The sequence below is a fragment of the Paraburkholderia sp. CI2 genome, from assembly GCF_014201055.1.
Taxonomy (GTDB): domain Bacteria; phylum Pseudomonadota; class Gammaproteobacteria; order Burkholderiales; family Burkholderiaceae; genus Paraburkholderia; species Paraburkholderia tuberum.
In genome coordinates this window covers 100238-122571 of the sequence record NZ_JACHDL010000026.1, presented here as the reverse complement: position 1 = coordinate 122571, position 22334 = coordinate 100238, and the positions used below count along the sequence as shown (strand labels likewise).

Annotated in this window: 22 protein-coding genes; 12 read left to right on the top strand and 10 right to left on the bottom strand. The window is 62.1% G+C overall.

Annotated elements, in window-relative coordinates:
- Positions 1-74 precede the first annotated feature (74 nt).
- Positions 75-1109, top strand: a complete 1035-nt coding sequence (locus tag HDG32_RS29010; RefSeq protein WP_184072569.1) for an SGNH/GDSL hydrolase family protein — start codon at positions 75-77, stop codon at positions 1107-1109.
- Between the two features lie 77 nt (positions 1110-1186).
- Here HDG32_RS29010 and HDG32_RS29005 read toward each other — a convergent pair whose 3' ends face one another.
- From HDG32_RS29005 to shiA, 3 genes are all read right to left on the bottom strand, one after another.
- Positions 1187-1315 (bottom strand): oxalate:formate antiporter, encoded by a 129-nt coding sequence (locus tag HDG32_RS29005; RefSeq protein WP_090809263.1) that lies wholly within the window; start codon positions 1313-1315, stop codon positions 1187-1189.
- Positions 1316-1325: 10 nt separating this feature from the next.
- Positions 1326-2729 carry an OFA family MFS transporter gene (locus HDG32_RS29000; RefSeq protein WP_184072568.1) on the bottom strand — a complete coding sequence of 468 codons (1404 nt, stop codon included), beginning with the start codon at positions 2727-2729 and terminating at the stop codon, positions 1326-1328.
- 414 nt (positions 2730-3143) lie between these two features.
- Positions 3144-4463: a shikimate transporter gene (shiA, locus tag HDG32_RS28995; RefSeq protein ID WP_184072566.1), complete on the bottom strand. Its 1320-nt coding sequence runs from the start codon at positions 4461-4463 to the stop codon at positions 3144-3146.
- Between the two features lie 374 nt (positions 4464-4837).
- Here shiA and HDG32_RS28990 point away from each other — a divergent pair, with 374 nt between their 5' ends.
- The 6 genes from HDG32_RS28990 to HDG32_RS28965 all read left to right on the top strand — a co-directional run bounded on the left by HDG32_RS28990 (position 4838) and on the right by HDG32_RS28965 (position 10970).
- Positions 4838-5056, top strand: coding sequence for a hypothetical protein (locus HDG32_RS28990; RefSeq protein ID WP_184010619.1), 219 nt, complete (start codon positions 4838-4840; stop codon positions 5054-5056).
- On the top strand, positions 5034-5753 hold the full coding sequence (locus HDG32_RS28985; RefSeq protein ID WP_013091210.1) for a GntR family transcriptional regulator: 720 nt from the start codon (positions 5034-5036) through the stop codon (positions 5751-5753). The genes HDG32_RS28990 and HDG32_RS28985 overlap by 23 nt, the downstream gene beginning before the upstream one ends.
- 456 nt (positions 5754-6209) lie before the next feature.
- Complete coding sequence (locus tag HDG32_RS28980) at positions 6210-7973, top strand: thiamine pyrophosphate-binding protein (RefSeq protein WP_184072564.1); 1764 nt, start codon at positions 6210-6212, stop codon at positions 7971-7973.
- Positions 7974-7997: 24 nt separating this feature from the next.
- Positions 7998-9245, top strand: a complete 1248-nt coding sequence (frc, locus tag HDG32_RS28975; RefSeq protein ID WP_184072562.1) for a formyl-CoA transferase — start codon at positions 7998-8000, stop codon at positions 9243-9245.
- 9 nt (positions 9246-9254) lie between these two features.
- Positions 9255-10070 (top strand): fumarylacetoacetate hydrolase family protein, encoded by an 816-nt coding sequence (locus HDG32_RS28970; RefSeq protein ID WP_184072560.1) that lies wholly within the window; start codon positions 9255-9257, stop codon positions 10068-10070.
- A 54-nt stretch (positions 10071-10124) separates the two neighbouring features.
- On the top strand, positions 10125-10970 hold the full coding sequence (locus HDG32_RS28965; protein ID WP_260336635.1) for an NAD(P)(+) transhydrogenase (Re/Si-specific) subunit beta: 846 nt from the start codon (positions 10125-10127) through the stop codon (positions 10968-10970).
- A gap of 90 nt (positions 10971-11060) precedes the next feature.
- Here the strand turns inward: HDG32_RS28965 and HDG32_RS28960 are convergent, their stop codons facing one another.
- Together HDG32_RS28960 and HDG32_RS28955 are read right to left on the bottom strand one after the other, a co-directional pair.
- Entirely contained in the window at positions 11061-11381 is a 321-nt protein-coding gene (locus HDG32_RS28960; RefSeq protein WP_184072558.1) for a hypothetical protein, read from the bottom strand.
- A 96-nt stretch (positions 11382-11477) separates the two neighbouring features.
- A complete protein-coding gene (locus HDG32_RS28955; RefSeq protein WP_018424728.1) occupies positions 11478-12425 on the bottom strand; it encodes a LysR family transcriptional regulator in 948 nt (315 codons plus the stop codon).
- Between the two features lie 368 nt (positions 12426-12793).
- Between HDG32_RS28955 and oxlT the strand changes: the two genes are divergently transcribed.
- The 3 genes from oxlT to HDG32_RS28940 all read left to right on the top strand — a co-directional run bounded on the left by oxlT (position 12794) and on the right by HDG32_RS28940 (position 16704).
- Positions 12794-14146: an oxalate/formate MFS antiporter gene (oxlT, locus tag HDG32_RS28950; RefSeq protein ID WP_184072556.1), complete on the top strand. Its 1353-nt coding sequence runs from the start codon at positions 12794-12796 to the stop codon at positions 14144-14146.
- A gap of 30 nt (positions 14147-14176) precedes the next feature.
- Positions 14177-15160 carry a LysR family transcriptional regulator gene (locus HDG32_RS28945; protein WP_184072554.1) on the top strand — a complete coding sequence of 328 codons (984 nt, stop codon included), beginning with the start codon at positions 14177-14179 and terminating at the stop codon, positions 15158-15160.
- Positions 15161-15252: 92 nt separating this feature from the next.
- On the top strand, positions 15253-16704 hold the full coding sequence (locus HDG32_RS28940) for an aldehyde dehydrogenase family protein (RefSeq protein ID WP_184072595.1): 1452 nt from the start codon (positions 15253-15255) through the stop codon (positions 16702-16704).
- A gap of 85 nt (positions 16705-16789) precedes the next feature.
- Here the strand turns inward: HDG32_RS28940 and HDG32_RS28935 are convergent, their stop codons facing one another.
- The 4 genes from HDG32_RS28935 to HDG32_RS28920 all read right to left on the bottom strand — a co-directional run bounded on the left by HDG32_RS28935 (position 16790) and on the right by HDG32_RS28920 (position 20249).
- Positions 16790-17767, bottom strand: coding sequence for a 2-dehydropantoate 2-reductase (locus HDG32_RS28935; RefSeq protein WP_184037253.1), 978 nt, complete (start codon positions 17765-17767; stop codon positions 16790-16792).
- A gap of 272 nt (positions 17768-18039) precedes the next feature.
- Positions 18040-18660 carry a LysE family translocator gene (locus HDG32_RS28930; protein WP_026226576.1) on the bottom strand — a complete coding sequence of 207 codons (621 nt, stop codon included), beginning with the start codon at positions 18658-18660 and terminating at the stop codon, positions 18040-18042.
- Between the two features lie 97 nt (positions 18661-18757).
- Complete coding sequence (locus HDG32_RS28925) at positions 18758-19339, bottom strand: hypothetical protein (RefSeq protein WP_184072593.1); 582 nt, start codon at positions 19337-19339, stop codon at positions 18758-18760.
- 268 nt (positions 19340-19607) lie between these two features.
- Complete coding sequence (locus HDG32_RS28920) at positions 19608-20249, bottom strand: YigZ family protein (RefSeq protein WP_184072552.1); 642 nt, start codon at positions 20247-20249, stop codon at positions 19608-19610.
- 113 nt (positions 20250-20362) lie between these two features.
- On the opposite strand from HDG32_RS28920, the gene HDG32_RS28915 reads away from it, so the two are divergent.
- Positions 20363-20989 (top strand): LysE family translocator, encoded by a 627-nt coding sequence (locus tag HDG32_RS28915; protein WP_184072550.1) that lies wholly within the window; start codon positions 20363-20365, stop codon positions 20987-20989.
- A gap of 111 nt (positions 20990-21100) precedes the next feature.
- Positions 21101-21730 carry a 2-hydroxychromene-2-carboxylate isomerase gene (locus HDG32_RS28910; RefSeq protein WP_184037244.1) on the top strand — a complete coding sequence of 210 codons (630 nt, stop codon included), beginning with the start codon at positions 21101-21103 and terminating at the stop codon, positions 21728-21730.
- A 16-nt stretch (positions 21731-21746) separates the two neighbouring features.
- Here the strand turns inward: HDG32_RS28910 and HDG32_RS28905 are convergent, their stop codons facing one another.
- Positions 21747-22001 carry a DUF2866 domain-containing protein gene (locus HDG32_RS28905; protein ID WP_184072548.1) on the bottom strand — a complete coding sequence of 85 codons (255 nt, stop codon included), beginning with the start codon at positions 21999-22001 and terminating at the stop codon, positions 21747-21749.
- Positions 22002-22334: the final 333 nt, after the last annotated feature.

The following is a 22334-nucleotide window of genomic DNA, read 5'->3' as shown; positions in this document are numbered from 1 at the left end:
TCAGGTACCGATCCGGCACCGACCACGCACGTGAGGCACTCGACACCGCTGGCCCGCCCGGCGAGGAGGAGCAAATGCGAGGCATAAATGACAAGATCCGCGCTGTAGTTTTTGCCATGTCGATCGTGCTGCTCTCGGCTTGCGGCGGGGGCGGTAACGGCAGCAGCGGGTCGAGTAGCGGCGGCAGCACGGCGGCCGAGCCGGCTGGCGGCGTCATGCTGCAGGTCGTGTCGTTCGGCGACAGCCTGTCGGACGTCGGGACTTATGCGCCGCTCGCGAGCGCGGTGGGAGGCGGGCGTTTCACGACCAATCCCGGCCAGGTGTGGGCCCAGGACGTCGCGCAATACTACGGCGATACGCTCAGCGCCGCGTTCACGATCGATTTCACGCATAAGCTGAGTGCGCAGAGCGGCCTCGGTTATGCGGAAGGCGGCTCGACGGTGGCGACGCCGGCGAACCAGTACGACTATCTGAGCGACGTCATCGGCAACATCGAAATGCCTGTCAATCAGCAACTGTCGAGCTATCTGAGCGCTCACGGCAGCTTCAACGCCAATCAGCTCGTGCTCGTGTGGGTGGGCGCGAACGATGTGCTCCGCGCCGGCAACCTGCCCGCCGCGGCGCCGATCGTGCAGGCGGCGGCCACGACGCTCGCCCAGCTCGTCGGGCAGATCGTGCAGAACGGCGGCGCGCATGTGGTGGTGATCAATCTGCCGAATATCGGGCTGTCGCCGAAGGGGCTCGCTTCGGCCGATGGTGGCGCGAACCTCACGCAGTTGTCGCAGCTTTTCAACGCTACGTTGAACACCGCGTTGCAAACCGATGGGCTGCAGTCGAAGGTGATCGAGGTCGATTCATACACGTGGACGAATCAGCTCATCGGAAGCTTTCAGGCGAACGGTTTTACCGTGTCGAATACGGGGCAGGCCTGCGATCCGAAGAAAACGCCCGATGACACCGCGCTGCTATGTTCGCCGGCAACCTACGTGAGCGCCAATGCGGATCAGACTTACATGTTCGCCGATGATTTGCATCCGACGACGCATATGCATGCGTTGTTTGCGCAGTTTGTCGAGCAGCAGATCGCGCATAGTGGGTTGGGGCGGTGAGGGGAGACTACGGCGGGGCGCGCTATCGGCAACCCGCCCCTCAACCAGGCCGGGGTGCGCACCCCATCAGGTGGTCATCACTTGAACAACTTCATCGCCTGCGTCAGCGTATTGATCACCCCCCAGGCAAGCGGAATCATCACATACACCCAGAACACCGCGAGCATCACCTTGTTGGTCGGATGTACGGTTTGAACGGTCGACATATGGATCTCCTCACGCGCCCTTGGCGACTTGTGCATCGGTCATGTGGTGCTTCTCATCCACACGCTTGACCAGCAGGTTGCAGATAAAGCCGATCACGAGCAGCACGGCCATGATGTGCACGGTCATCGTGTACGCGTCCGCTTTGGCGACACCGTTCGCGACTTCATATGCGCGGATGTAATTGACGAGCACCGGACCCGCTACACCCGCCGCCGCCCACGCGGTCAGGAGCCGTCCATGAATGCCGCCGACGAACGCCGTACCGAACATGTCGGCGAGATAGGCCGGCACCGTCGCGAAGCCGCCGCCGTACATGGACAGGATGATGCAGTACGTCAGCACGAACAGCGCGATCTGTCCGTTCGCGGCAAAGCTGGGCACGAAGTAGTAGAGCACCGCGCCGAGCACGAAGAAGATGGCGTAGGTGTTCTTGCGACCGATCCAGTCCGATGCCGACGACCACACGAAACGTCCACCCATGTTGAACAGCGACAGCAATCCGACGAAGCCGGCCGCAGCGGACGCCGTCACGGTGTTCTTGAAGCTCTCCTGGATCATCACCGAGGCCTGGCCGAGAACGCCGATCCCGGCCGTCACGTTCAGGAACAGCACGAACCAGATCAGATAGAACTGCGGTGTTTTCAACGCCTGATCGATATGCACGTGGTTGCGCGAGATCAGCCGGTGCTGCGTGACTTCGGGCGGCGTCCAGGCGGCCGGCTTCCAGTCGGCGGGCGGCACGCGGATCGCGAGGGCGCCGATCGTCATCGAGATGAAGTAGACGATGCCGAGCACGACGAAGGTCTCCGCGACGCCCACGCTCGTTGCGCTATGAAAGTGGTTCATCAGCGCGACCGACAACGGCGCCGCGATCATCGCGCCGCCACCGAAGCCCATGATCGCCATGCCGGTCGCCATGCCGCGGCGGTCCGGGAACCAGCGGATCAGCGTCGACACCGGCGACACATAACCGAGCCCCAGCCCGATCCCGCCGATCACGCCGTAACCGAGATATAGCAGCACGATCTGATGCAGATAGACGCCGAGCGCGGACACCATGAACCCGCCGCCGAAACAGCATGCTGCCGTGAACATGGTGCGGCGCGGACCGACGTGTTCGAGCCATTTGCCCGCGAATGCGGCCGACAAACCGAGGAACACGATCGCGAGCGAAAAGATCCAGCCGAGCGCGGTCAGCGACCAGTCATCGGGCGCGGACTGCGTGATGCCGATCACTTTGGTCAGCGGTCCGTTGAATACCGAGAACGCATAGGCCTGACCGATGCACAGATGCACGGCGAGCGCCGCGGGGGGCACCATCCAGCGCGAAAAGCCGGGCTGTGCGACGGTGGCCTGTTTGGAAAAAAATGGGGCTGAGCCTCGTTGGCCGCCCGGCTCGCTGATGCTACTCATAAGTGGGTCTCCTTACAGTTGTTCTGTTTATCGGCGCTTCGTGCATATACCTTGAGGCGGCGGAGTGTAACTTGCGCACGCCGTCGCGTCATCGCTATATGTACTTTTATTTCATATGACCTGGATCCACGTACCCAAAATCGTGTTTGGCTCGACAATAGGACGTGGTCGATGGCTTCGCAATATGAAGCGCGCGGACATAAGGTGTGAACCTGGTGAAACGCGGGTATTCTTCACGCGATCGTGCAAATCGTGGGACGCTCCGAGCGGGTTCCTTGGTATTTCCGACTAGAGCCATTATGCAAATTCGCCAATAAGCGAGCCGCGCACGACGCGCGGCACAAAAAGAAACGGGCCGGCGCGGCTTCTTCGCCGCGCCGGCCCGTCGTGTATCGAGAGCGAGTTCCGCCGGTGTCAGTCGATCTTGCGCCCGGTCTTCATGCGTGCTGCAACGAGTACCGAGATCAGACAGCCGATCGCCAGATACGCGGCCACCGGATGCCACGAGCCGCCCGCGAAGCTGACCAGCGCGACCGCGATGAACGGCGTGAATCCGCCGCCGACCACGCTCGCTACCTGATAGCCGACACCCGCGCCGCTATAGCGGTACTCGGTGCCGAACAGCTCGGTGAACATCGGCTGCTGGACGCTGACGACCATGTCGTGCGCGATGTTGGCAAGCATCACCGCGAACACGACGATCCATACTGTCGAACGCGCTTCGAGCGCGAGGAAGAACGGCACCGCGCTGAACACGCCGACCAGCGCGCCGATCATATAGATGCGACGGCGGCCGAAGCGATCCGCGAGCCAGGCGAAGCACGGAATCGTCACGCAGCTGAGCGCGCCGACGACGAAGCCGATCGTCAGGAAAAACTCGCGCGGCATGTGCAGGTTCGTGGTCGAGTAGCTCAGCGCGAACGCGGTCACGATGTACATCGTGAACAGCTCGGCGAGCCGCAGCGCGATGATCAGCAGGAAGGCTTTCGGATGGCGCAGCAGCGCTTCGACGATCGGCAGGCGCACGCGGCGCTCGCCATGCTGGCCGACTTTCTCGACGAACTCCTGAGATTCCTCCATGCTCGAGCGGATCCACAGCGCGATCAGCACCAGTACGACGCTGAACAGAAACGGCAGACGCCAGCCCCAGCTGAGGAACGCGGCGTTGTCCATCGAGCGGCTGATCAGCGCGACGAGTCCCGTCGACAGCACGAGCCCGACGCCGTAGCCGACCTGCACGCCGCTACTGTAGAAGGCCTTCTTTTTCTCGGGCGCGCTTTCGACGGCCATCAACGCCGCGCCGCCCCATTCGCCGCCGACCGCAAAGCCCTGGATTGCGCGCAGCGTGACGAGCAGCACCGGCGCCAACCAGCCGATCGTCGAGAACCCCGGCAGCAGACCGATCGCGGCCGTCGACAGACCCATCATCATCACGGTGAGCACGAGCATGCGCTTGCGTCCGAGCCGGTCGCCGTAATGGCCGAACACGAAGCCGCCGAGCGGCCGGAACAGAAAGCCGACGCCGAAGGTCGCGAACGCGGCAAGCGTGCCCATCGCCGGGGCGACGTTCGGGAAGAACTCAGCGTTGAACACGAGCGCGGCGACGATGCCGTACAACAGGAAGTCGTACCAGTCGACCACGGCGCCGATAAAGCTGCCGAGCGCGGCCTTGCGCGCCTGACTGCGCGCATTGCGGTGAGTGGCCACTGTGGCCTGCGGGTGGGCGGTGCTCATCGAGTCTCCTTCAATGTGATATGTGCTTTAATCGATCGCGCCGCCCGGGGAAGGCTTTCGACGCGATCGATCCGCGCAGGGAATGTCCGGAAGGTTAATGACGCGACCCGGAATTCACAATCCGCGTGAGGGAGAACATGCGCGATGATCGCTCGCGGCTGCGCGAATAGCGCGCGTTTTGCGTGTTTACACTGAGCGCCACGGAGAACCGTCGCGGGGAACGATGTGGGCGAACCCACGCAGCGCGCGGCGTGCTAACGTGAAAGTAATCTTAAAAACAACAGTCATTGATATACTACATACCGAATATTGAAAAATGCGGCGTTGCAGCATATGATTGAGGGATCAATCTTCTCAATCATCCGGAGTTACACGTGGAATTCGTGCCTCTTGCGCTGTTCGCCATGGCCGTCGTTGGGTTGGGCTGTGCCGCCACCGTTCTGCTGACCGACTGGATTCCCGAATCGGTCGCTGCACCTGCATCGCAACATGGCCGCTTCGTGGGTCTGGGCGAGCAGCGCGGCAAAACGGCGGCGCCGAATCGCGCGCGTGTTCAAGCAGAGGCGATGAATGTCGTCAGAACTTCCAACTGAAACAGTGGCCACCCCGTTGACCCTGTCGTTGCAGCCAATCGGCGCGAGTGCGAGCTTGCGCGATCAGGCCTATGCGATGCTGCGTCAGGCAATCGCCGACGCGGATATCTACCAGAATCGCGAAGAAATCCGTCTCGACGAGCGCGTGCTCAGCGAATCGCTCGGCGTGAGCCGCACGCCGGTGCGCGAAGCGATGACGCTGCTCGAGCAGGAAGGCTTCCTGCGCATGGTGCCGCGGCGTGGCATCTACATCGTGCGCAAGAGCAAACGCGAAATCGTCGAGATGATCCAGATGTGGGCCGCGCTCGAAAGCATGGCCGCGCGGCTCGCCACGCTGCATGCGACCGACGAGGAAATCGGCCGCTTGCGCCATATGTTCGACAATTTCCGCGACACGACGCCGGCCGAGCATATCGCCGAGTATTCGGACGCGAACATCGCGTTTCATCAGGCGATTGTCGAGCTGTCGAAGTCGCAGATCATTCTCGACACGATCAAGAACATCTTCATCCACGTGCGCGCGATCCGGCGCATGACCATCTCGCAGAGCGACCGGGCCGCGCGCTCTATCGTCGATCATCTGCGCATCATCGAGGCGCTCGAAAAGCGCGACACCGAACTCGCCGAGCGGCTCACGCGCCAGCATTCGCTCGATCTCGCGGCGTTCGTCGAAGCCAATTGCGATTTCCTCGATTGATGGCGGCCTAGACGCTGCCTGGCTGCTGATTGCGAAAAGCCCGCGTGTGCAAGCACCGCGGGCTTTTTTGCGTGCGCGCACGTCGGGCGATGCGCAGGTCGCGCGGCGGCGAACGGCAAACAAAACGAGGTCGCCGCCGCGCTGCGGGATAACCTTGCTTGACGGTCTTAAAAATATGGTATGTGATATATCAACAATGACCGGTGTGACGCACGGCCTGGTGTTTTCCCTTGAAATGACTGCCGCAGAGCCTTGTAGATTCGGCGCAAAGCTGCGGCTGGCAAGCTCGAGCAGCACAAACTTCGCGCCGTCTATGTCTCGAAATTGGCCTTGAAGGAATGTGATATATCACATACGGTATCTTCGAAGCCGTGAGACGTCGGTGCAACCGGACGTATATCGAAGCGGACGCGTCCGTCGATAACCGTTGCACATCCGATTGATGAGGAGATGACCATGTCTGCAGTTGTTTCATCCCTGAGTCCGGCCACGGCCACCACGACCGCCGACGACACGCTCAAGCAGAAGACCCGCGACGCGGGCGTCGTGTCGGGCGGCCATCTGGTCGCAAAGGCGCTGAAAAACGAGGGGGTCGACACGATCTTCACGCTGTGCGGCGGCCACATCATCGATATCTACGACGGCTGCGTCGACGAAGGCATCCGCATCATCGACGTGCGCCACGAGCAGGTCGCCGCGCACGCGGCCGACGGCTACGCGCGCCAGACCGGCAAGCTCGGCTGCGTGGTGACGACCGCCGGCCCCGGCTGCACGAACGCGGTGACCGGCATCGCGACCGCGTTCCGCTCGGAAAGCCCGATCCTGCACATCGGCGGGCAGGGCGCGCTGACGCAGCACAAGATGGGCTCGCTGCAGGACCTGCCGCACGTCGACATCATGGCGCCGATCACGAAGTTCGCCGCGAGCGTGTCGAGCACCGAGCGCGTCGCGGACATGATCTCGATGGCCGCGCGCGAATGCTTCAACGGCGCGCCCGGTCCCGCCTACCTGGAAATTCCGCGCGACGTGCTCGACCGCGAAGTCGACGCGTCGCGCGCGATCGTGCCGCGGCCGGGCCGCTATCGCGCGTCGACGAAATCGATCGGTGACCCGCGCGACATCGAGAAACTGGCGGACATTCTCGTCGATGCGGAACGCCCCGCGATCCTGTACGGCCAGCAGGTGTGGACCGCGCGCGGTCACGAGGAAGCGATCGCGCTGCTGCGCGGCATCGAGATTCCCGGCTATTTCAATGGCGCGAGCCGCGGGCTGCTGCCGCCGGGCGATCCGCATCATTTCGATCGCACGCGTTCGCAGGCGTTCGCGAATGCCGACGTGCTGATCGTGGTCGGCACGCCGTTCGATTTCCGCATGGGTTACGGCCGACGCATCAGCAAGGAATTGACGCTGGTGCAGATCGATATGGACTATCGAACCGTCGGCAAGAATCGCGATATCGATCTGGGTCTGGTCGGCGATCCGGGCGCGATTCTCGCCGCGGTGCTGCAGGCCGCGAGCGGTCGTATCAAGGACGACAAGCGTCAGGCGCGCCGCAAATGGATGGCGCAGTTGCGCGACGCCGAAGCGAGCGCAACCGAAAAACTGATGCCGCTGTTCCGCTCGAACAGCACGCCGATTTATCCGTATCGTGTCGCGTACGAACTCAACGAGTTCCTGTCCGACGACACCGTCTATATCGGCGACGGCGGCGACGTCGTGACGATCTCCGCGCAAGCGGTGCGCCCGCGCCGCCCCGGCCAGTGGATGGACCCCGGCGCGCTCGGCTCGCTCGGCGTCGGCACCGGCTTCGCGCTCGCGGCGAAGCTCGCGCACCCGCACAAGGAAGTGCTCTGCTATTACGGCGACGGCTCGTTCGGCATGACCGCGTTCGACATGGAAACCGCGAACCGCTTCGGCGCACCGTATCTCGCGGTGATCGGCAACAACTCGGCGATGAACCAGATCCGCTACGGCCAGCTTGCCAAATACGGCGAAGAACGCGGCAACGTCGGCAATCTGCTCGGCGACGTGCCGTTCAGCAAATTCGCCGAAATGCTCGGCGGTTATGGCGAGGAAGTGCGCGATCCCGCGCAGATCGCGAGCGCGCTACAGCGTGCGCGCGAAGCGATTCATCGCACCGGCCGCTCGGCGGTGGTCAACATCTGGGTCGACCCGCGCGAGTACGCACCGGGCACGAAGAACCAGACCATGTACAAATAACCCTCATCGTTCAGGAGATACGACATGGCCAAGGCACTCGACGGTGTGCGCATCCTCGATTTCACGCATGTGCAATCGGGGCCGACCTGCACGCAATTGCTCGCATGGTTCGGCGCGGACGTGATCAAGGTGGAACGGGCAGGCGCGGGCGACATCACGCGCGAGCAGCTGCGCGATATTCCCGACGTGGATAGCCTGTACTTCACGATGCTCAATCACAACAAGCGCTCGGTCACGATCGACACCAAGCATCCGGAAGGCAAGCAGGTGCTCGAAGCGCTGATCCAGAAATGCGACGTACTGGTCGAAAACTTCGCACCGGGCGCGCTCGACCGGATGGGCTTTACGTGGGAGCGGATTCAGGAATTGAATCCGCGCATGATCGTCGCCTCGGTGAAGGGCTTCGGTCCCGGTCCTTACGAGGACTGCAAAGTCTATGAAAACGTCGCGCAATGCGCGGGCGGCGCTGCGTCGACCACCGGCTTCGACGACGGGCCGCCGGTCGTGACCGGCGCGCAGATCGGCGACAGCGGCACGGGGCTGCATCTCGCGCTCGGCATCGTCACTGCGCTCTATCAACGCACGCATACCGGACGCGGCCAGCGCGTGCTCGCGGCCATGCAGGACGGCGTGCTCAATCTGTGCCGCGTCAAACTGCGAGACCAGCAGCGGCTCGACCGTACCGGCGTGATGAAGGAGTATCCGCAATATCCGAACGGCACGTTCGGCGAAGCGGTGCCGCGCGCGGGCAATGCGTCGGGCGGCGGCCAGCCGGGCTGGATTCTGAAATGCAAAGGGTGGGAGACCGACCCCAACGCCTATATCTACTTCATCACGCAGGCGCCCGTGTGGGCGAAGATCTGCAACGTGATCGGCAAGGAGGAGTGGGCCACGGACCCCGACTACGCGACGGCGCCCGCGCGCCTGCCGCGCTTGAAGGAGATCTTCGCCGAAATCGAACGCTGGACGATGACGAAGACCAAGTTCGAGGCGATGCAGATTCTGAACGAATACGACATTCCGTGCGGCCCGATCCTGTCGATGAAGGAAATTGCCGAGGAGCCGTCGCTGCGCAAAACCGGCACGATCGTCGAAGTCGATCATCCGAAGCGCGGCAAGTATCTGACAGTGGGCAATCCCATCAAGCTGTCCGACAGCCCGACCGACGTCGAACGCTCGCCGCTGCTTGGCGAACATACCGATGAAGTGATGGCCGAGCTCGGTTATTCGGCCGAGCAGATCACGGCGCTGCGCACGGCGGGCGCAATCTAGGAGCGAGGCATGCAGACGTGGATGCGGTTCATGTCGGGCGACAGCGGCATCGTGTTCGGCCGTGTCGAAGGCGCCTATCTGCACGAGTACGAAAGTCTCGCGCAGCCGGTGCCGACCGGCGCAGTACTGTCGCTGCGCGCATTGACGCCGTTGGCGCCGTGCTCGCCCGGCAAGATCGTCGCGCTGTGGAATAACTATCACGCGCTCGCGGCGAAGCTCGACAAACCCGTGCCCACGCATCCGCTGTTTCTGCTGAAGCCGGCGGCGTCGGTGATCGGCGCGGGCGAGCCGATCCGCCGGCCGCGTCACTACGCGGGCAAGATCGTCTACGAAGGCGAACTCGGCATCGTGATCGGCCAGCGTTGCCGCGACGTGGATGCGCAGCAGGCGGAGGCGGCGATCTTCGGCTACACGCTCGTCAACGACGTCACCGCCGCCGATCTGCTTAACGAGAATCCGCATTTTCCGCAGTGGTGTCGCGCGAAGAGCTTCGATACCTTCTGTTGCCTGGGTCCGGCCATCGTCTCCGGTTTCGACTGGCGGGCGGCGCGCCTCCTGACCACGCTCGACGGCGCCGAGCGTCAGAACTATCCGCTCGCCGATATGGTCTTTTCGCCGGCCGAGCAGGTGAGTCTGATATCGCAGGATGTGACGCTCGAACCCGGCGACGTGATTGCGTGCGGCACCTCGGTGGGCGTGGGGTCGATCAAGGACGGCGCAACGGTCTCGATCACGATCGATGGGATAGGCACGCTGACCAATACCTTGAGCGCGGCGCAGCGCGACGAGCCACGGCGATCGGGCGATACCGCGAACGTCGGTTGACGAGGGCCGGACCTCGCGGCTCTTGCCTTTTCATCGCATCACGGAGAATCACGCATGCCGCAAGCCTGTGGAAGTGCCGTGTGGATGGACCTGTTGTTGCTGCTCGCCGTGACTGTCATCGCTGCGTTGGTTGCGGTGCTGATGGTGGCGTTGGCCGCGCTCTCGCGACGACAGTTCGGCCGACGTTCGGCGCAGCGGCATTCATGCGTGCGCGAACGCGATCTGACACGCAGGCCCCGGATGCTTGCATTGCTTGGCGGCGGGATCGGTTTGGCGGTCGCGTCGACAGGCTTTACGCGCTACCTGTTGGCAGCGGCGCGCGAGAACAGCGAACGCATCGAACTGTTTGCCGCCGTGTTGATCGGCGCGCTGCTCTTTGCGATCTCGGCGATTGCGTTCTGCAAGCTGCGCGGCGCATTGCAACTCGAGGCGGTCGCGCGGCCGGGACATCACGTCGTCAATCTGTTTGCGCTGTTTTTATGCGGATGGCTCGGTTACGGCTTCGTCACTGAACAGGCACAGCCATTCGGACTCGCGGCATTGCTCGCGACGGGCGCGCTGGCGTTGGCAATGGGCGTGCATCTGATGCTGAGCCGCGAGTACTCGGCCGATCCCGCTCACGCGGCGAATCGCGTCAGTTGCGCAGCGCGCATGTATGCCTTCGCCGCGCGCAGCGATGGCCTGGCGATCGGCAAGCCGGGCCTGCTCGCGAACATCGAGTGGCATGGCGGGGAAGAGCAGACGTGGGCGCTTCGCGATGTCACGCCGGCGATGATGCGCGTGAGCGCCTGTGCAGATAGTCGGGATGGGCGTGATGGCAGACGCGGCAACGGCCGCCAGCGCGACTGTGCACGCCAATGCGTGCACGAGCGGCCGGTTCATTTCACTACACGTCGCTGATCAATGATGCATGCGCCGCCAGGAGAGCTGATTGCCAATAGCGAAGACGGCGGGACGATGATCCCGCCGCCCGAGTCTTTTTCGATGCTTCTAGTCGCCCACGGCCGCGGCGAATTCGCTGTAGTACTGCGTCTTCCTATGCAGAATCAGTTGCGCGAGAAAATCGGCATCGTACGCCCGATGCAGGTGGCTGTGATAGCGCTCGATATAAGCGGTGATTCGCGCCAGCTCGCCATTGAACTCTTTCAGCATGTCGAGCGTCGCACGGTCCCAGCGAAACCGCAGCCCAAGATCGCTGAACGCGGCATTGTAGGCGCTCAGATGCGCATCGTCGGGTTGGTCTTCGTGATCCGCCGCCGCTGTGCGAGCGTTGCGTGTACTGATACGGGATTCAACCGGAGCGTGGTTCATGATCGGCCTCCTCGGCGCGCAAGTGAAAGAACTCGCTTGCAGCATAGAAGTCGCGATCGATTTGCAATAGTTAAAGTTTTATTGGCTTTCCATAGCCTACGGCTTATGCACGCTCAGTTCCTTCACGCGGGTGATCTTTTCGATCAGATTGGCGCCTTCCTCCATCAGGAAGCGTTTGAAGGCGACGGCAACCGGTGGCAGACGCTTGTTCTTCCGATGCACGACATACCAATTGAGCATGACCGGAAAGGTTTCGACGTCGAGCACGACCAGATGACCCAGTTGCAATTCGAGGCTGATCGTATGGGCGGACAGAAACGCGATGCCCATGCCGGCGATGACCGCCTGCTTGATCGTCTCGGTGCTCTTGATCTCCATCGCAATCTTCAGATTGGACAGCCGGCCGGCAAAACCTTCTTCCATCGAATTCCACGTGTCCGAGCCGCGTTCGCGCACGATGAACGCTTCGTTCGCGAGTTGACTGAAGCGGATATTGCGCTTGTGCGCAAGCGGATGAGTGGGCGCCGCGACGATCACGTACGGGTGCGGCGCGAACGGTTCATTGGTCGCGTCGGTTTCGTGTGGCGGACGCACCATGACCGCGAGGTCGGTCTGATTGGTCGCCAGTTGATGAAGCAGTTCTTCGCGGTTGTGTACCGCGAGATTGAGATCCACACCCGAATAGCGACGCGTGAATTCGGCGAGAAGGCGCGGAAAGAAATAGTCGCCCGCGCTAATCACCGCAACATTCAGTTTGCCGCCGGAGACGCCCTTCAACTGGCTCATCGCTTCGTCGACTTCATGGAACTGCTGCATGATCGCGCGGCTGTAGTGGAGCATTTCCGTGCCGGCCGGCGTCAGATAGATCTTCTTGCCGAGTTGCTCGAACAGAGGCAGCCCCGCATGTTCCTCGAGTTGCCGGACCTGGGTGGAAACGGCCGGCTGAGTCAGATGCAATTCCTCCGCGGCGCGCGAAAAACTCAGGTGGCGCGCTACCGTTTCAAAGACCTTCAGTTGCCGCAGAGTTGCATTGCGCATCGTCATGGTCGATGTATAAGGAAACGTGAATCAACATAATAACAAACTTTAATTATGAGTAATTCAGCAATGACCCTAGCATGAAACCTATAACAAGCCGAATAGCCGCTGTAATACGCGGGTTAACGCATAGATATGTGGTGTGGGGGACTCAATGGCGAGAATAAGCTGTAATGCTTACCGGCTGAAACGTGGTTCTGGTCGGAATAAAGCAAGAATTATAGAAGACGAGTTCGGGGGATCTGCGGAAACACAAAAGCGTCAATTGAGATTTTTCCCGAATAGCGGAGTTCTCGGGCCATAACGATAAGGCGGGACACATCCAGCGCGGCGCGTAAGCCGGCTGCACTAAATAAATAGTGGAGACAAGGCTCATGAACGATATCACCCAGCAATCGACGACCCGTATGTCCTGGCGCAACCGATGGTGGCAACTCGTCATCGGCATGGTATGCATGGCGCTGGTGGCGAATCTGCAATATGCGTGGACGTTATTCGTGGCCCCTATGCATGCGCGGCATCACTGGAGCGAGGCGTCGATCCAGCTCGCGTTCTCGATCTTCATTCTGACCGAGACGTGGCTCGTGCCGTTCGAGGGCTGGCTCGTCGATCGATTCGGGCCGCGCCCGGTGGTGGCAGCCGGCGCGGTATGCGCGGGTTTGTCGTGGATTCTCAATTCGCATGCGACCACGCTCGGCATGTTGTATTTCGCGGCGGTGATTGGCGGGATAGGCGCGGGCGGTGTGTATGGAACATGCGTCGGCAATGCGCTCAAATGGTTTCCCGACCGGCGCGGTCTCGCTGCGGGTTTGACGGCAGCGGGCTTTGGCGCAGGCGCGGCGCTGACGGTGATTCCGATTGCGAACATGATTACGCGCCGCGGCTATGAAGAGACGTTCCTGTTCTTCGGCATCGTGCAAGGCGTCAGCATTCTGCTGCTCGCGATGCTCCTGACGCGGCCGATCTTGCGTCAGCCAGGGGTACGCAAGAGCCGCTTCGCGGTGTCGAAGGTCGATTTCACCTCGCGCCAGATGATCAGAACGCCAGTGTTCTGGGTGATCTACGCGTCGTTCGTCGCGGTCGCGGCGGGCGGCTTGATGGCGACCGCGCAGATCGGCCCGATCGCGAAAGACTGGGGCATAGCGCGCATTCCGATGACGGTCTTCGGCGCGACGTTGCCGCTGCTGACCCTCACGCTGTCGATCGACAATATCTTCAACGGCTTGACGCGTCCGCTGTCCGGCTTCATCTCCGACAAGATCGGCCGTGAAAACACGATGTTCGTGATCTTCATCGGCGAGGGGCTCGCGTTGCTCGGCATGATGCAGTTCGGCAGCAATCCGTATGCGTTCATGGTCTTTGCCGCGCTGATCTTCCTGTTCTGGGGCGAGATCTTCTCGATCTTCCCGGCGACTTGCGCCGATACGTTCGGCAGCAAGTACGCGGCCGCCAATGCCGGCACGTTGTACACCGCGAAGGGCACGGCCTCGTTGCTGGTGCCGATCGCGTCCGTACTCGCGGCGACGGGCGGCTGGAGCCTTGTCTTCGTCTTTGCCGCCGTCATCACGATCGCAGCCGGCATTTCCGCGAAGTTCATCCTCGAGCCGATGCGCACGCGTTGGATCGAATCGCACAACGAACCACCTCAGGGCGCGCTGGCCGTCGCGGGTCATGGCAATGGCAATGCGTCGCGAATGAGTCACTGGCCCGAACAGTCTGGCGAATAACGTGAGCGTCGCGCGCCCGGAACCGATGCCATGAATGTTTCGCTGCAGCAGCTCAAGGTATTCGTCGCGGTCGCGCGCGAGCGCAGTTTCACGCGCGCGACGCGCGAGTTCGATCTGACGCAGTCGGCCGTGAGCCGTTGCGTGCGTGAACTGGAAGACGCGGTCGAATTGAAGCTGTTCGATCGCACGACACGCCAGGTCGAACTGACGAATGCGGGTGCGAGTCTCGAGAGAAGAATTGGCCGGCTGCTCGACGAAATCGAGTTGACGCTGCTCGAAGAGCGCGCTGCTTATGACGGACACACGGGCGTCGTCTTATTCGCGAGTAATCCGGTGTTGTCATCGGGCTGGGTGCCGCAGGCTTTGGCGCAGTGCGCGTCGGTTTTTCCCGAACTGGTCGTATCGGTCAAGGATCAGCCTCAAAGCAGCGTACTGGCCGGTGTCGAGCAGGGCGAGGTGGATTTCGGCGCGGTCTGTGTGACTGCACCTGTCGATAGTCCTCTACTGCACGCGCAGGTACTTTTCACTACGCCACTGCATGCGGTGCTTCCATCCGCGCATCCGCTAGCGCGGCAAGACAGCATCGGATGGCACGCGTTGCGCGAATGTCCGCTGATAACGCTGAATGCCGATACTGGCGTGCGTGCCGCGCTCGCCCCGGTACTCGCCGCGAACGGATCGAAGCGCCGGCCGTTGCAGGAACTCGGACACGTTGCGACGGTAGCGCGCATGGTCGAATTGGGACTGGGTGTCGGCGTATTGCCTGTCGATGCGCATTGGCCTTCGCCGGGCGCTTCGTTGGTGAGTCGTCCGCTGGTCCCCGAAACGGCATTGACGACGGTACTCGTGCACCGCAGAAATCGCTCGCTTCGTCCCAATGCGGCTGCTGCGTGGGCGCAGTTTGTCGCGTCGACGACTGATCATTCGCCGATCGCGAACGAAGCGCCTGCCGCAGCCGCGACGCAAAGCTTCAACTGGCGGTCTGTGCGGCAAAGCCTGTTGCCGGAACCTTAGACAGGGGTCGACCAAAAAGCTTGCGCGACGCGCGGCATTCGATCGATGCGCCGTCAGTCAACCACATAACGTCCTACTCAAGGAGCTTCATGATGGAAATCCAGACCGATCTCAGGCACCATGATCTGCTGATCGACGGCAAGCGCATGCCGCCGGGCAGCGGGGAATATTCCGTCGACATCAACCCCGCGACCGAAGAGCCGATCGCACTGGTGGCGCAAGGCAGCGCCGCCGACGTCGATGCCGCGGTGCGCGCCGCGCGCGGCGCATTGAAAGTATGGAATTCGATTCGGGCCGCCGAACGCGGGCGCATCCTGCAACGTCTCGCGGGCCTGATGCGCGAGAACATGGAAGAACTCGCCGCGCTCGAAAGCCTCGACGGCGGCAAGCCGATTGCCGCGGTGATGCGTCAGGACGTGCCCGCCGCGATCGATACCGTCGAATACTACGCAGGCTGGTGCGACAAGATCAACGGCCAGGTGGTGCCGACGCGTCCCGATGCATTGACCTATACGCTGCGCGAACCTGTCGGCGTGGTCGCCGCAATCGTGCCGTGGAATTTTCCGCTGATGATCGGCATGTGGAAGATCGCGCCCGCGCTCGCATGCGGTTGCACGCTGATCGTCAAGCCCGCCGAGATCACGCCGCTCACCGCGTTGCGCATCGGCGAGCTGGCGCTCGAAGCGGGCGTGCCGCCGGGCGTGCTCAACATCGTCACCGGCAAAGGCAGCGTGGTGGGCGACGCGATGGTCTCGCATCCCGGTATCGACAAGGTCACGTTCACCGGTTCGCCTTCGGTCGGACGAGGCATCCTGCAGGGCGCGGCGGGCAACTTCAAACGCGTGACGCTGGAACTCGGCGGCAAGTCGGCCAACGTGATTTTTGCCGACGCGAATCTCGACAATGCGGTGCGAGCCGCGGCGTCGGGCGTGTTCTTCAATACGGGGCAAGTGTGCTCCGCCGGGTCGCGGATACTCGCGCATCGCGACGTGTATGACGAAGTGGTCGAGCGTCTGGCCACGCGCGCGAAGTCGATCAAGGTCGGCGACCCGTCGCTGCGCGAAACGTCGATGGGACCGCTGATTTCGGCCGCGCAGATGAAGACCGTATTGAGCTATGTCGACACGGGACGCTCGGAAGGCGCATCGCTCGTGACGGGTGGCGCGCGCGTCGGCGATCGCGGCTTTTTCGTCGAGCCAACCGTGTTCGCGAATGTCGAACACGAAATGCGCATTTCGCAGGAAGAAATCTTCGGGCCCGTGGCGAGCGTGATCCGTTTCAACGACGAAGCGGACGCGATCCGAATCGCCAATGGCACGTCGTACAGTCTCGCGGCAGGCGTGTGGAGCGCTGACTTGAGCCGCGTGCATCGCGTGGCGCGCGACCTGAAGGCGGGCACGGTGTGGATCAACACCTACGGTTATACGGACGTGCGTTTGCCGTGGGGCGGTGCTGGCGATTCGGGCTTCGGTCGCGAGCATGGCGATGTCGCGATCGAGAACTTCACGGAACCGAAAGCGGTGTGGGTGGCGATCGATCAATAGCGGCAAATGCGAAAAAGGATCGGATGCATGGCATCCGATCCTTCAGGTCGTGTTGCAAGACGAAAAGGAATTGACGAGTACTCGGTCAATTGCCCTGCAAAGCCATCTTCTCGCGCAATTTGATCAGTGCGAGCACGACGTCGATAGTGGGTGTCGGTTCGGCAACGAGTCGCCCCATTTCCTGCACGACGGTCAATAAAGGATCGATTTCCATCGGCCTGCGGTGCTCGAGATCGACGAGCGTTGATGTCTTGTGCGCACCGACCGCACCCGCGCCATCAATACGCCTTTCCACATCGACGCGAAAGTGCACGCCGAACTGATCCGCGATTCGCTTCGCTTCGAGCATCATCGTGCGTGAGACCGCGCGCGTGCCCGGGTCACTCGTGAGCACATCGAGCGTTGCATGCGTCAATGCGCTAATCGGGTTGAAGCACAGATTACCCCATAGCTTGAGCCAGATTTCGTCACGAATGTTGTCGCGAATCGGCGCTTCGAAGCCGGCCGCCTGCATGATCTCGTGCAATTGCTGAATGCGCGGGGTGCGCTCGCCACTGGGTTCGCCGATGGGAAACTTCTTGCCGTACACGTGTTTGATCACCCCCGGTTCGACGATCTCCGCCGCCGGATAGAGTACGCAGCCAATCGCGCGCTCGGGTCCGAGCCTGGTCCATTGCGAACCGTCGGGGTCGACGCTCGTCAGCCGAGTGCCGGCAAAGCGCCCGCCGTGCTGATAGAAGTACCAATATGGAATGCCGTTGACGCCGGTAACGATCGCCGTGTGCTTGCCGAGTAGCGGTTGCATGGAATCGACCACGCCAGGCAGCGAATGCGCCTTCAGCGTCACGATGACGAAGTCCTGGACGCCGAGTTCGCGTGGATCGGACGTGCAGCGCACCGGCGCGCTGAACGTTTCGCCATCCATGATGAGGCGCGCGCCGTGTTCACGCATCGCGGCCAGATGCGGGCCGCGCGCAATGAAGCTGACGTCCGCGCCGGCGCGTGCCAATTGCACGCCCATCAAACCGCCAATCGCTCCCGCTCCGAAGATGCAGATCTTCATGATGTCGCTCCGTGACGATGAAAAAGCCGTTCGCCCAATGCCGCATTGCAGTCATTCGCGGCCGGTCACGGTTCGAGCATAAGGTGGCGCGACGAATGCTGATAGTTAAAGTTTCTCCGTCGATGTATTAGTTATTCGTTATGAAAAGACCGCGACGTGAATGCTGCTTCGACTGTCGGAGAGCCTAGGGCCTGTTCACGCTCCCCTGTTTTAAAAAAACCTTCTGGCGGCCAGCGCAAGCCCGTTATTAGCGTGAACAGGCCCTAGATACCTCAGCCGCGCCGAACCAGCAGAAAACTCACGCCGATTGCCGCGAGAAATCCGCCGCAGCAGCGATTGAACCAGCGGCGGATCTGCGCGCGCATCAGCCATTTGCCGAGATACATGCCGGCCCACGAATACAATGCAATCGCCACCCATTCGAGTACCAGAAAGCTCGCGCCGAGCGCGGCGAATTGCGGCAGTATCGGCTGCGCGACGTCGACGAATTGCGGCAGGAATGCGGTAAAAACCAGAATCGCCTTCGGATTGCCCGCCGCCACGAAAAACTCGTGCCGGGCGATGCGCGAGAGCGCGGCCTCCTGGGGTTGCGATGTATCGATTGCGGGTGCGTCGCTGCGCCACAACTGGATCGCGAGCCAGATCAGATAAGCGGCGCCCGCGAGTTTGATCGCCAGAAAGATCCACTCGGACGCATGCAGCACGACCGCGAGACCGGTCGCGGCGAGTGCGAGCATCATCGCGAAGGCGAGCAGCCGGCCGCTGCCGCCGACGAACGCTTTCATGAAGCCATGACGCGCGGCCACGTTGATCGAAAGCAGGTTGTTGGGCCCGGGTGCGAGGTTAATGGCGAAGCAGGCGGGTAAAAAGAATAGCCAGGCGGTAAGGGACATGACGGCTTGCATTCCGAACGGGAGATCACGATGCACCGCGCGCGATGCGTTACCGGGATTGTAGCGAAACCGCGCCGCGCCTCGGCTGGCCGCGTGCTCAGTTCACCGCCTTGATAAAGCCTGGATCGCCAATCAATGTATCGACGCTGAGCTTGACCGTGTCTTCGATCGCGATCGTGTTGCTGGTGAATTTCGGCGACTTCTGCTTCACGGTGCGCGTGGTCGTGTACATGACTTTTTTGGTCGCCGCATCGATAACCACGTAGTGCATCTTCAGCGTCCACAGCGCCGGCGAGCGCGTATCGTCCACCGTGAAGGTTTCGATGCTGCCGCTGAGCACGCGTTTGTTGTCGTCGATACGAAAACCGGCCACTCGCAGACTATTCGCTACGCCATTGCGCACCACGAGGCTGACGTCGTCCTTCAGCACGAGCCCGGTCATCCCGGTATTTTCGATGCGGTTCGGCGAGATATGACCGTCGCGCGTGGGCAGATACGCGAAGTCGCGTGCAGGGGCGACGCTGAGCGAGCCGGTGCCGTGGGTCCTCGTGTGCGTTGCGCTGGCGCTGCTGTTCAGGCCGAACCATGACCAAGAGCACGCGGACAGCAGCGTGGGCAGCAGTATGGCGCCGCAGCCCTTGAGCACGACGGCTCTCAACGGCGAACGCGCAGCAGCCATGCGGGAGAAAGCGGCGATCGAAGTCAGAGGAGTTGCCCTTTTCAGTGGAGTCATCCCGGTGAAGAACAGCATGGTAGCAGCGAACCGGACCGTCGAACCTTCAAACGGGCTCCGGGCGCTCCTTGCCGATCCGGGCAGCAAGCCTCGCATCGGGGCTGGCAGCCCGCCCATCATAACGGGCCGCGTTAGCGATGGACGTCGAGGCCACGCCCGAAGCGCTTTCGAGATGTTTTCGGAATTGCCCGCGTCAGGCCCGGACCTGAGCCGTTCAGAAAAAGCCCGCCTTTCCTTGCGTGATATCGATCAGCGTTGCCTTGGCGTCGTCGAGTGCGTTGGCGGGCACGCGCATCGTCATCTTCACCAGCATGCCGTAGGCGCTGTCCACGAGCGCATAGCCTTCGGCGTCCATCCATCGACGGACTTTGGCTTCGTCGGCATAACTCACTTCGACGCCCAGCAACACCTGGGCGATCCTCTCGACGCGCGGCGCGTCGAGCAGCGCGGACGCGATCGCATCGGTGTACGCGCGCACCAGACCGCCCGCGCCGAGCTTCACACCGCCGTAATAGCGCACGACCGCCGCAAGCACGCCATCCAGATCGTGATGCCGCAGTACTTCGAGAATCGGCCGACCGGCGGTACCGGACGGTTCGCCGTCGTCGGACATGCCGGACTGGCCGCCCGCGAGCAGCGCCCAGCACACATGCGTCGCGGCAGGATGTTCGTCGCGCAGACGCTGCAATTCGGCCATCGCGGCATCGCGATCGGCGACCGGGATCGCATGCGCGATGAAGCGGCTCTTGCGAATCTCGAGTTCCGCGCTCAGCGGCGCGGGCAGGGTATAGGTGGGCAAGGCGGAAACGTCGGTGGATGAAATGAAGCACGCGGTAGGCGGCGCGATGTCCGTCATGGTAACGGATCGTCGGTGCCAGCGAGGCGCAAGGGCCGCTTCGCGGGTTCGTCTACAATGGTCCGCTGAACGCGCGCCCGTCATATCGACCCCGCGCGTCGCAAGGAGACGACATGCTTGACCTATCCACGTTGGGGACGTTCGTTGCCGTCGTGCTCGGGCTCTTTCTGATTCCAGGCCCGGCCGTGCTGCTAGTTTTGACGCGCACCATGCACGGCGGACGTAAAGCCGGCATTCTGACCGGTCTCGGTATCGCAGCGGGTGATTTCGTGCATACGCTGGGCGCCGCGGTTGGCCTCTCCGCGCTGCTGATGACGTCCGCGCTGGCCTTCAATGCGGTGAAATTCGTCGGTGCCGCGTATCTCGTCTATCTGGGCATTCGCGCGTTGCGCGAAAAGCAGGCGAGTGCGCACCTGCCGGTCGTCGCGCCGGTGTCGGGTTCGAAGGCGTTCTTGCAGGCGATTCCCGCCGAAGTGCTGAACCCGAAGACCGCGCTGTTTTTCCTTGCGTTTCTGCCGCAATTCGTGCGCCCCGAACATGGCTCGACGTTTCTGCAGTTCGCGACACTCGGGCTGATTTTCGTTGCCATGAGCGCGCTTTACACGACGCTGATCGTCCTGACGATGCGGCCGCTGGGCAAACTCGTGAAGCGTTTGACGTGGTTGACGCGCTGGCGGAACAAGCTCATCGGTGTGCTGTTCATTTCGCTCGGCCTGCGCGTGGCAGTGCAAACACGCTGAGTCCGGAAGCGCGAGTTCAGGACGACGCCTGCAGGATCAGCCACCCAACGACGCGACGGTTAAGCATTGCAAGGCCACGATGCCATGGCACGCGCGATTCAGGAGACAGCGATGAATGAAGACGCAACTTCGACGGCGCGCGCGATCGAGTTCTGGTTCGACTTCGGCAGCAACTACAGCTATCTGAGCATGATGCGGATCGAAGCGTTGGCGGCCGCGCGCAACGTGACGATCGTCTGGCGGCCGTTTCTGCTCGGTCCGGTATTTCGCCAGCTCGGTTTCGACAACTCGCCCTTCGTACTGCAGAAAGAAAAAGGCGCGTACGTGTGGAAAGACATGGAGCGTCAATGCCGCAAATACGGCATTGCGCTCACGCGCCCCAGCAGTTTTCCGCGCGCGGCGCTTCTCGCGATGCGTGTTGCGCTGCTGGGTGCGAACGAGCCGTGGATCGGTGCCTGGTGCCGCAAGATCATGCAGTTGAATTTCGTCGACGACCGCGACATCGGTTCAATCGATGTCGTCAGTCACGCGCTCGACTCGCTTGGCTTACCGGCGCAGAGCGTGATCGACGCCGCGCAAAGCGACGCGAACAAGCTCCGCTTGCGCGAGCAGACCGAACGGGCCATCAATAAGGGGATTTTCGGTGCGCCGACGTTTTTTGTCGGCGGGGAGATGTTCTGGGGCAATGACAGGCTGGAGGACGCGTTGGACCACTGCGACGCGATCGCGGCGCGTCATTGAACGTCAGCGGGAGCGCTTAATCAGCCTGCTGGCAGAAGCGCCGACCCGGCACGTGAGAGACCACGGCCTGGGCGATTTCGAGCGGAGTACTTTCGGCGGGAACGACGCGACGGCTCGGTTCGGGCGCGTGCTTCATCGTCCATTCGACGAGCCGGTATGAACGGCCCCAGGGCGGTTGCAGCGGATCGGAGACCTTGCAGGAATGAATCTGGCGAGTCCATTGATGGCCGGGCATCGCACGCAGGTGTTCGACTACCATCTCTTCAACCATGATTTACCTCCTTCTTGTGCGCGTAACCGTTTTCGGTCGCGCTTCTGGCACCCCTCAAGAAAAAGCGCCGCCGATGTTCTGGCGGCTCAACAGGGGATGTGCCACATACTTGCAGGGAACAATTAAGCGAAACTTAAGAACCGCAATCATTACGCAAACGGATCTCACTGCGTGTAAGCGAATGCAAGTGAATGCAAGCCAGAGCTGACAACAGTGGGCACGAACGCCCGCAGGCCGGCCGACACGTCGCGAGCCTGCCCTCAAGACCCCGGCGGATCGGCCGTTATCAGTAGAGTTGGGGCGTCGACCCCGCTTCGCCTTCAGGGCCGCCCT